We start from the raw sequence: 10406 nt of genomic DNA on the forward strand, positions 1-10406 counted from the left end.
TCAAGGTAGTTATCTTTCATAATAATTTGTAAATTCTATTAGCTTAAATCTAGAACTAATGTAAACTGTAATAATATACAATAGATTTTAAATAAATATACGGCTTTCAGGAGTACTATTGATGTTTAAACGCAAGATTATCAGCCAAATTTTGGTTGGCACAGGATTAGTGCTTTTTAGTTCCATCGGTTATACCAACTCACTTAAAAATGTATTAGTTCAATCATTAGTCAGTGATCCCATATTAAAAGAAGCTGATGCCGAATTGGGCGCAGCCAAAGATCGGGTTGAGCAGGCAAAAGGCGGTCATTATCCGGTGGTATCGCTAACCGGAAGTAAAATCTTATCCCAATATCATAAAGATCAGAGTGATTATAAAGATCGCAAAATAGTGCCTGGAGTACGTGGTTCGATTAATTTATATGCCTTTGGTGCAATTGAAAAAGAAGTTGAAAAAAATAAAGAAAATGAAAAATACTATAACTTCAAATATTATGAAAGTCGTGAAGAGTTAGCATATACCATTTCCGAATTGTATTTAAATGCCTTATTGGCAAAAGAGCGGATTGATGTCGGACAGCGTAATTTACAGCGCCACAACGAGATTTTGGCAGATATCGGCAATATTGTTATCAATGACGAAGGACGTGAATCTGAATATGCCCAAGCAGAAGCTCGTGCGATTTTGGTTGAGCAGGAAATCAATGATTATCAACGTGATATGTACCAAAATTTAACACAATTGGCAAGTTACAGCGGTAGTCAGATCACCGAAAAAGATCTCACAGATCCGTTTAGCAAATTGTCGGTTGATGCGATGTATAAAAATTATTCTGCTAAAGACAGTAAATTGACAGCGACCTATCAGGCACAAATGGCTGAGTTGGAAACTAATATGAAAGACCACGAGTTGTCAAAACTGAAAAAACTGCCTAAAATTGATTTAACAGCAACGGTAACCACTGAAGATCGGGAAGCTGGTGTCAATGTCAACTGGGATGTATTTAACCATACTTCCAGTTATGAAGTCCGAGAAAAAGCCAACTTGATCGCCTCCTCCAAAGAGCGGTTGGATCGGGTGGAGCGTAATTTACGTGAAACCACCAACTTGGCACAATTGGATATTAAACGTAACACCATTCAATTAAAAACCATTAAAAAACAAATTGAGGCATCAACCCGAGTAATAGAGTTTTACCGGTTACAGTTTGATTTGGCGCGTAAAACATTAATCGAATTATTGAATGCGCACAGTGAACTGTTTAATGTTGAAATGGCACAAGTCAATACCCAAGGGGCTTTGCGCAAAGCAAAATTGGATTATCTTCGCTCTCAAGGATCCCTTGCCGAATGGGCGGGCTTTCCGAAAAATGCGAGAAAATAACAGCATATAACCACGAACGACAATAAAAGCAGAAATATCTGCTTTTATTGCTTTTCTCTCTCTCAAGAAGAATTATTCATATGAAATTGATTATTGAAAATCTGTCTCTTGCAACCCAGTTGGTGGGATCGCAACTGTCGGTGGCAACCTTGGCAGCAAATGTTATCCGCGATAACAATATGGGGATTAATTTTTCCTCACTGCAAGAGTTTTTAAAAAGTGAAGGCTTTGAAAACACTATCTCACAACGTCCGCTGGAGGATATTCCTTCATTGGCGATGCCGGTTGTGGTGTTGTTAAAAAATGAAGAAGCGGCTGTCATTGTCAGTATCGAGGGGTATGGACAAGACCGAGTGTATAAAATTCAGCAATTAGACGGTTTGACCCAACTTATCAGTCATCAAGAGTTGAACAACGGTTATTTAGGCTACTGTTGGTTTATCAAACCGAAAATCGGGATTGATTCGCGTTCTGAGCTGCCGGAATACAAATTGCCGAAAGCTTGGTTTTTCAAAGTAATCTGGCGTTTTAAACGTTATTACTATCAAGTTATTTTAGCCACGTTTATCATCAATTTTTTGGCATTAGTCAGTTCATTGTATGTGATGAATGTGTATGATCGGGTGATTCCAAATCAGGCGTACAATACCTTGTGGGTGTTGAGTATTGGGGTGTTTATTGCGATCAGCTTTGAATTTATTGCGAAAATGATTCGGGGACACTTGACCGATATTGCCGGTAAAAAAGCCGATTTGATTATCAGCTCAGCGTTGTTTCGCCGAGTGGTTGGGCTAAAATTACAAGAGCGTCCGGCATCTTCCGGCTCGTATGCCAGCAATTTACGTGATTTTGAGTCAGTGCGTGACTTTATGACCAGTGCCAGTTTGCTAACGTTGGTGGACTTGCCGTTTTTATTTTTATTTATCACGGTAATTTGGTTGGTCGCCGGCAGCTTAGCGATTGTGCCGTCCATTATTATTCCTTTAGTTATTTTTGTCGGCTTTTTGGCGCAAGGCCCACTCGCTAAATATATCAACGAATCGATGAAAGAGTCTTCGCAGCGCCAAGGTTTGGCGGTAGAAGCAATCGAAGGATTGGAAACTTTAAAAACCAATAATGCGGCAAAATGGGCGCAAAAACGTTGGGATCACTACACGGCAACGGCTGCAGCATCTTCGATTAAATTGAAAGATGTCAGTAATTTTGTGGTCAATTTTGCGGTTGCGATGCAGCAATTGAATACCGTATTTTTAGTGCTTTATGGTACATATCTGATTCACAGTGAAGATCAAGCTTCAAAGATCACCATGGGGGCATTGATTGCTGCGGTGATCTTATCCGGACGGGCATTAGCACCGGTCGGGCAAATTGCTGGATTGGCAGTGCGTTTTCAGCAGGCATGGGTTGCGTTAAAAGGTGTGAATGGTATTGTTGAGCGCAAAACTGATCGTGACAGTGATCGCAACTATGTCACCTTGGATCAAGTCAACGGTGAACTTCAGTTTAATAATGTCTCTTTTTCTTATAGTGAAGACGGGGCACCGGCACTGAGTAGTTTAAATTTATCAATCAGACCAAAAGAGAAAGTGGGTATCCTAGGACGCATCGGCAGCGGTAAATCAACCGCACTTAAAACGGCATCCGGCTTATATGATCTAAATAGCGGTACCATTTCGCTGGATGGCGTAGATCTACGGCAACTGGATCCAAGTTTCTTGCGTAATCAAATTTTATTATTAGAGCAAAATCCTCGCCTGTTTTTGGGTAGCCTGCGTGAAAATATGGATTTGGCGCGTATGGACGGTTTTTCAACCGACCAAGATTTGATTCGGGCACTGACGGTATTTGGTTTGGATAAGTTAATCCGTAATCACCCACGCGGTTTGGATATGCCGTTGGGTGAAAATGGACTCGGTCTGTCTGGCGGACAAAAACAGGTAATTGCGTTGGCGCGGATGTTGTTGCGCAATCCGAAAGTGGTGTTGCTGGACGAACCGACGACCGCACTTGATCAGGCCAGCGAAATCCAAGCGTTACGAGTGTTGGCAAATTGGTGTCGTAATCGCACCATGGTAATTGTCACCCATCGTCCACAAGTATTGCAGATTGTTGATAGGATTGTAATCATCGAGCAGGGCAAAGTAGTGATGGACGGTCCGCGTGATGCAGTACTAAAACGACTGGCAGAAAATGAGAAAAATGCCCAACAGCAACAAGCCACAGCGGAGCAAACACCACAAACGGCGACCGTAACCAAAACACAAGCAAATAAAGAAGAAGTGCAGCAAGCAGCAGAAACTGCCTCGCCACGCATAGATACAACGCTTTAAGGTATAGAAATTATGTCTGATAATGAAACGAAAGTAGAAAAATCAAATCACGTTGTTACAAAAGCGGAGGCAGATAAGCTCAAGCAACAACCAAAAGCAAAACATAGGGAACAATACAGTAAGCAAGATTTAAAGTTGCTGACTGACCTGAATGCAGCAATCCAGCAGGAGAAGCATAAAGGTCTATTTTGGAGTATTATCCTATTATTTGCATTTTTAGTGGTTTTTGTGATCTGGTCTTACAATAGCACTTTGGAAGAAGTGACTCGTGGACAGGGTAGTATTATTCCAAGCAGCCGTGAGCAGGTGATTCAAAGTCTAGACCCGGGTATTCTAAGTGAAATGATGGTGAAAGAAGGGGATTTGGTCGAAAAGGGGCAGGTATTACTGAAATTGGACGATACTCGCAGCTCCGCCGGTTTACGTGAAAGTCAGGCTAAAGTACAGAACTTAGCGGCAGTTGTAACCCGTTTGGAAGCCGAAGCCTATAACCGCGAACTCAAATTTGCTGACGATACCTCACAAGAACTGATTGAACGGGAAACTGCAGTTTATAACTCACATAAACAAGCTCTGAAAGAATCCATCAATAGCCTGAGCGAAAGTAAAACATTATTGGATCGTGAAATTGCAATGACAACGCCGATGGTTGCCAAAGGTGCGGTGTCCGAAGTAGAAGTGCTGAGGATGCGTCGTCAATCCAGTGAATTGCAACTGCAAATTGTGGAACGGCAGAATAAATATGTAACCGACGCCAACAGTGAATTGGTGCGAGTTCAGTCAGAATTACAACAAGCCAGAGAAAATATGGCAATGCGGGCTGATCCGGTAGAGCGTTCCCTGATTCGTTCGCCACTGAAAGGAATTGTAAAAAATATTCGAGTCAACACTATTGGTGGCGTCATCAGTGCCGGACAAGATATTATGGAGATTGTCCCAGTAGAAGAAAAACTGGTGGTTGAGGCTTATATCAGCCCACGAGATGTGGCTTATGTACGTCCGGGAATGAAAGCGCTGGTGAAACTCTCAGCCTATGACTATGCTATTTATGGCGGATTAGACGGCATCGTAACCTTGTTAAGTCCGGACACCTTGCATGATCAAAAACGCCCGAGCGATCTGAAATTAAATGCCAATGAAGCCTACTATCGGGTTTTAGTGACCACAGAATCCAGCACCTTGACCGATAAAAATGGTGAAGAATTGCCGATTATCCCAGGCATGATTGCCACGATTGATATTAAAACCGGTGAAAAAACCGTTTTTCAATATTTAATCAAACCGATCACCCGAATGAAGCAGGCATTACAAGAACGCTAATTGATCAGGTTACAGAAACAAAAAACGGGATTGTAATGATCCCGTTTTGTTTTTTAGCTGTGATTATTGCGTTAAATCGCGACGATTTCCATATGATGTGGTTTAAGCTTATCAGCTAAGTTCGCTAATTTTTCACCATTCGGCAAGCGCAACTGTGGTGAAATTTCATACAGTGGTACGATCACAAATTCCCGGTTAGCCATATCATAGTGCGGTACGCTCAAGCGCTCGCTCTCAATAATCAACTCCCCGTACAGCAAAATATCCAGATCGAGCGTGCGCTCACCCCAACGACGTAGGCGAACGCGACCTTGCTGTTGCTCGATATGTTGCAAATGATCCAATAAATCCAATGGTAAAAGTGCGGTTTCAAGCGCTGCAACCGCATTGATGAAATCTGGCTGGTCTTGCGGGCCGAGCGGTTTGCTGCGATAGAACGCACTAACCGCGGTAACTTGCGTATCCGGCAAAGTATCAAGCGCCCGAACCGCACTTTGCAATTGAGCTATTGGATTGTCCAGATTGCTACCGAGTGCAATATAAACCGCACTCTTAGGTATCGTATTATTCTGCATGAGATTTGGCTCGGTTGCTTGGTTTGCGGCGACGGTAACGGCGTTTCTTTTTCACTTGCGGGTCACGCTGATTTTGTTCCGTCATCAAATTTTCACGCTGCTGCGGATTACTCAACTGATATTCGTGCCACCAAGTAGCCAGCTCGACTAAATCGCCGCCTTCCAGTTCGGCACGCATGGTCAGCAGATCATAACCCGCGCGAAATTTAGGCAATAGAACGGTTTTTTCGGCGCGATTGCCACTGCGTTTCGGCAATTGCAATTGCAGTGACCATATATCACGTACCACCATGGTATAACGTTTCGGTACCGCAATCGCACGGCAAAGCCCGTCCAGAATTTCACTGCAAGCGACTGAAAATGCATCAAAATTATTTAAATCGGCTTCGTTTTTCAATTGATCCATTTTTTCCCGCAGCGGATACCAAAAGAAGGCGGCAAATAAAAATGCCGGATTTACCCGTAAATTATCACGGATACGCTCATCAGTGGATTGAAGTGCGGTACGGATCATTCGCTCTGCCAATGAGTCCTGTTTTTCGGTAAAAAACGGGCTCAACGACGGGAACAGATATTGCAGTAAATCATAGCGGTGCAGCAATTCGTAGGTTTTTAATCCAGCACCGTTCTGTAATAATTTCAATGACTCATCAAATAAACGCGCTGCGGGAATATTTTTCAACAGCACAGCGCAGGATTTAATCGGATTTTCGCTGTCGCGATCCAGAAACATATCCAGTTTTGCCATAAAACGCACTGCACGCAGCATTCGTACCGGATCTTCCTGATAACGGGTTTCGGCATCGCCAATCAAACGCAATTTACCGTTGCGTAGGTCTTCGACGCCGTTGAAGTAGTCAATCAACAGATTATTTTTTGGATCGTAATATAGCGCATTAACGCTGAAATCACGGCGTTGTGCATCGTTTTCCAGATTACCGAACACATTATCACGCAGCAGCATGCCATCGGAATTTTGCCGAGAGAGTTCACCATGGTGTTCTTCTTGATGCTCGGCGCGAAAAGTCGCCACTTCGATCACGTCGCGACCAAACATAATGTGCGCTAAGCGAAAACGACGGCCGATCAAGCGGCATTGGCGCTGAAACACTTTTTTGATTTGTTCCGGACTGGCATTGGTGGCAACATCGAAATCTTTCGGTTTTTGATCCAATAATAAATCACGTAAACAACCACCGACAACATAGGCTTCATAGCCGCCACGTTGCAATTTTTCCACCACTGTCAACGCATTACGCTGAATCATGCGCGGCTGAATACCATATTCGGAGGCTTTCAGACGAAATTTGCTATGCGATTTCTCTTTCATAGCGTGGCTTTTATGATTTTTTTTACCTGTTTTTTGTGCTAATACTGGTGCACTACGCACTTTGGTTTTAGGAGTCTTCGATACAGAAGATTCTGTGGCTACACTTTCCGATTTTACAGTTTTGTTGCTGTTATTTTTTTTACCGAAAAATTGTTTGATTAAATTTAAAATGGTACACCTCGCTGAAACTACACAGCCTATCACGTTAATAATGTCAGAAATTTGAGGCGAATTTTAGTACAAATCAGCAGGGTTGCAAATATAAAAATGTAGCAAATACCAATATCACTGTATTGGCTAGATTATTTTCAGTTTTTAATGCTATTGCGATCAAGATCGTAAAAAACATTGACCGGATTATACGTAGGATTGATTGAGTTATAAGCTCTGTTTTTATGATCTGTTTTTGCATAAATGTCGTTATGAAAACGGATTTAAGCCTGATTGATGGATCATGTTGAATATGATAATGTAACGCCAAGAGTGATAAATTTCAGTGAGAATATTTAAAACAAAAATTTTTGCTAAATTTGCAGAAAAGCATGCAATAAGTGATTCTTGTTTGATTGATGCAGTGAAGCGTGCCGAAAAAGGGCTGATTGATGCTGATTTAGGCGGCAATGTTATTAAGCAACGTGTCGCTCGGCAGGGACAAGGCAAGTCATCGGGTTATCGAGTCTTGATTTTATATCGTATCAATGGTGCGCATTATTTTATTTCAGGTTTCAGTAAAAGTCGTTATGCGAATATCAGTAAATCAGATGAATATGCCTTGAAACTTCTGGCGGAACAATACGCCATGTATTCTCAGGAAAAAATGATGCAATGGGTTAAGCTGGGTATTTTAATTGAAATCCCCGATACAAATTTACAGGAGTAGAGAATGCGCTATAACAGTGATATTTCAAGAATGATCCATCAGCACGCAGCAGAATTATATGATGTCGGCGCAATCGACAAAACCACAATGCGTAAATTTGATCAGGCTTGTTTAACGCCGATTGTGCCTTTAACACCACAGGAAATTCGTGAAATTCGACAAAAAGAGAATTTTTCACAAACCGTTTTTGCCACTTACTTAAATGTCAGCAAAAATAGGGTGTCCGAATGGGAACGGGGGGTGAAAAAGCCGAGTGGTACCGCACTTAAGTTACTCACATTAGTTCGACACAAAGGCATTGCGGCAATTGCTTGAAGTGTAGTACCACATCTCGCCGTTAAATAGTCTGCGAATTTTCGCCGATTTTGCTATACTGCGCCTCAATTAACCGATGCGATGAGAGCCAAGCAAAAGATGAAAAACCTGTTCGCCACCACAGCCCGTGGTTTTGAAGAATTATTAAAAACCGAATTGAGCGCATTAGGGGCGCAAGATTGCCAATTGAAACAGGGCGGGGTGGCGTATCAAGCCGATGACAGCACGCTGTACCGCACTTTGCTTTGGAGTCGTTTAAGTTCACGGATTTTATTGCCGCTGACGCAGGGCAAGGTCTATGACGATGTCGATCTTTACTCCACCATCACCAACTTCAATTGGTCTGAATATTTTGACAGCAAAAGCAGCTTTTTAGTGGATTTCAACGGCACTAATCAGGCGATTCGTCATACTCAATTCGGCGCCATGCGGGTTAAGGACGGGATTGTCGATTATTTTGAACGCCACGGCGAAGCCCGCCCGAATGTGGAAAAGGCGTATCCGGATATTCGAATTCATGTTTATTTGAACCGAGAAGAACTGATTGTGTCGCTGGACTTGAGCGGTGATGCGCTGCATTTACGTGGCTATCGTGAAGAGAGTGGCAAAGCGCCGTTGCGTGAAACTTTGGCAGCAGCGATTATTTTACGTTCCGGTTGGCAGCAAGGCACACCGCTGGTTGATCCGATGTGCGGTTCTGGCACGCTGTTAATCGAAGCGGCGCAAATAGAAGCGCACATCGCACCACAATTAGGGCGTTTGCATTGGGGCTTTGATCACTGGAAAGGGCATAACTTTGAATGTTGGCAACAAGTGCGGTCAGAAGCAGAACAACAAGCCGAACAGCAGGCACAAAAAAATCCGCAACCGCACTTTTATGGTTTCGACCTCGATCACCGCGTATTACAAAAAGCACAACATAACGCCAAGCAAGCGGGAGTCGCCCATTTGATTCGCTTCAAGCAGGGCGACATTGCCGCACTGAAAAATCCGTGTGCAGCTGACGAAATCGGCACAGTGGTGTGTAATCCGCCGTATGGCGAGCGGCTTGGCACGACGCCTGCACTGATTGCGTTGTATTCGGTGTTTGGGCAGCGTTTAAAACAGCAGTTTGGCGGCTGGAATGCGTCGATTTTCAGTGCCGAACCGGAGCTACTGAACTGTATCCGCTTACGTTCACACCGCCAATTCAAAGCCAAAAACGGGCCGTTGGAATGTTTGCAAAAGAATTATCAAATAGCCCAACCAAGCCAGACCGCACTTCAGCAACCAAATGCGCAAAATTCGCCAAGTGCGGTTTCCAATGGTGTCACGTTAGCGCCCGATTTTGCCAATCGCTTACAAAAAAACTGTAAAAAAATTGAAAAATGGGCGCAACAGCAGGGGCTGGAGGCCTACCGTTTATACGATGCCGATTTGCCGGAATATAATTTGGCGGTCGATCGTTATGCGGATTACATTGTGGTACAGGAATACGCCGCACCGAAAAACATTGATCCGAATAAAGCTCGTCAACGCTTGTTAGACGCGGTCAGCGCCACCTTGCAAGTGACTGGCGTCGATACCAATAAACTGGTGCTGAAAGTGCGTCAAAAGCAGAAAGGTAGCAATCAATATGAGAAGCTCGGCAATCAGGGCGACTATTTCGACGTGCAGGAATATGGCGCCAAATTATGGGTTAATCTGACCGATTATCTGGATACCGGGCTGTTTTTGGATCACCGTTTGACCCGTAAAATGGTGGGCGAAATGGCGCAAGGCAAGGATTTCCTCAATCTATTTGCCTACACCGGCTCGGCAACCGTGCATGCGGCATTAGGTGGTGCAAAAACCACCACCACGGTGGATATGTCAAACACCTATCTCAACTGGGCGGAACAAAACTTAATCCTGAACGGCTTTGAAGAGAGCCGCCAGCATAAAATTATCCAAGCCGATTGCCTGCAATGGCTGGCAGAATGCAAACAGCAATATGATCTGATCTTCGTCGATCCACCGACGTTTTCCAATTCGAAACGCATGGACGACAGTTGGGATGTACAGCGTGATCACTTGAAATTGATGACGCTGCTGAAAAACATTATTCGCCCGAACGGTACGATTATTTTTTCCAATAATAAACGTGGCTTTAAAATGGATTTTGATGGCTTAACCGCACTTGATTTGCAAGCGACCGAAATCAGCGCCAAAACCTTACCGCTGGATTTTGAACGCAATAAACAGATTCATAATTGTTGGGTGATCACTTTTAATTAAAACTTATTAAAGAGGC

The 10406-nt window shown here is 43.4% G+C and carries 8 protein-coding genes; 6 read left to right on the top strand and 2 right to left on the bottom strand.

The genetic code is table 11. The features are described from left to right. Positions 1 to 121 precede the first annotated feature (121 nt). The 3 genes from FHQ23_RS05865 (at position 122) to FHQ23_RS05875 (ending at position 5034) form a co-directional block, all read left to right on the top strand. On the top strand, positions 122 to 1384 hold the full coding sequence (locus FHQ23_RS05865; protein ID WP_139613481.1) for a TolC family protein: 1263 nt from the start codon (positions 122 to 124) through the stop codon (positions 1382 to 1384). A gap of 80 nt (positions 1385 to 1464) precedes the next feature. Then, positions 1465 to 3714, top strand: a complete 2250-nt coding sequence (locus tag FHQ23_RS05870; RefSeq protein ID WP_139613482.1) for a type I secretion system permease/ATPase — start codon at positions 1465 to 1467, stop codon at positions 3712 to 3714. A gap of 12 nt (positions 3715 to 3726) precedes the next feature. After that, a complete protein-coding gene (locus FHQ23_RS05875; RefSeq protein WP_139613483.1) occupies positions 3727 to 5034 on the top strand; it encodes an HlyD family type I secretion periplasmic adaptor subunit in 1308 nt (435 codons plus the stop codon). Positions 5035 to 5105: 71 nt separating this feature from the next. On the opposite strand, the gene folK is transcribed toward FHQ23_RS05875, so the two are convergent. Together folK and pcnB are read right to left on the bottom strand one after the other, a co-directional pair. Further along, entirely contained in the window at positions 5106 to 5609 is a 504-nt protein-coding gene (gene folK / locus FHQ23_RS05880) for a 2-amino-4-hydroxy-6-hydroxymethyldihydropteridine diphosphokinase (protein ID WP_139613484.1), read from the bottom strand. Further along, entirely contained in the window at positions 5599 to 6939 is a 1341-nt protein-coding gene (pcnB, locus tag FHQ23_RS05885; protein ID WP_139613485.1) for a polynucleotide adenylyltransferase PcnB, read from the bottom strand. Before pcnB ends, folK begins: the two co-directional genes overlap by 11 nt. Positions 6940 to 7435: 496 nt before the next feature. Between pcnB and FHQ23_RS05890 the strand changes: the two genes are divergently transcribed. The 3 genes from FHQ23_RS05890 (at position 7436) to rlmKL (ending at position 10390) form a co-directional block, all read left to right on the top strand. After that, the gene (locus tag FHQ23_RS05890) at positions 7436 to 7819 is read left to right on the top strand and encodes a type II toxin-antitoxin system RelE/ParE family toxin (RefSeq protein WP_139613486.1); all 384 of its coding nucleotides are present in this window, start codon (positions 7436 to 7438) and stop codon (positions 7817 to 7819) included. Positions 7820 to 7822: 3 nt separating this feature from the next. Beyond that, positions 7823 to 8134, top strand: a complete 312-nt coding sequence (locus FHQ23_RS05895) for a helix-turn-helix domain-containing protein (RefSeq protein WP_139610412.1) — start codon at positions 7823 to 7825, stop codon at positions 8132 to 8134. Between the two features lie 99 nt (positions 8135 to 8233). After that, complete coding sequence (gene rlmKL / locus FHQ23_RS05900; protein ID WP_139613487.1) at positions 8234 to 10390, top strand: bifunctional 23S rRNA (guanine(2069)-N(7))-methyltransferase RlmK/23S rRNA (guanine(2445)-N(2))-methyltransferase RlmL; 2157 nt, start codon at positions 8234 to 8236, stop codon at positions 10388 to 10390. The last annotated feature ends 16 nt before the right edge of the window (positions 10391 to 10406 follow it).

The organism is Testudinibacter crocodili (genome assembly GCF_006228025.1).
In the GTDB taxonomy this organism is placed as follows: domain Bacteria; phylum Pseudomonadota; class Gammaproteobacteria; order Enterobacterales; family Pasteurellaceae; genus Chelonobacter.

Excerpts from the sequence above, each read along its gene's own strand:
- FHQ23_RS05865 (WP_139613481.1), top strand. The coding sequence starts at position 122 with ATGTTTAAACGCAAGATTATCAGCCAAATTTTGGTTGGCACAGGATTA.
- FHQ23_RS05870 (WP_139613482.1), top strand. The coding sequence starts at position 1,465 with ATGAAATTGATTATTGAAAATCTGTCTCTTGCAACCCAGTTGGTGGGA.
- FHQ23_RS05875 (WP_139613483.1), top strand. The coding sequence starts at position 3,727 with ATGTCTGATAATGAAACGAAAGTAGAAAAATCAAATCACGTTGTTACA.
- folK (WP_139613484.1), bottom strand. The coding sequence starts at position 5,609 with ATGCAGAATAATACGATACCTAAGAGTGCGGTTTATATTGCACTCGGT.
- pcnB (WP_139613485.1), bottom strand. The coding sequence starts at position 6,939 with ATGAAAGAGAAATCGCATAGCAAATTTCGTCTGAAAGCCTCCGAATAT.
- FHQ23_RS05895 (WP_139610412.1), top strand. The coding sequence starts at position 7,823 with ATGCGCTATAACAGTGATATTTCAAGAATGATCCATCAGCACGCAGCA.
- rlmKL (WP_139613487.1), top strand. The coding sequence starts at position 8,234 with ATGAAAAACCTGTTCGCCACCACAGCCCGTGGTTTTGAAGAATTATTA.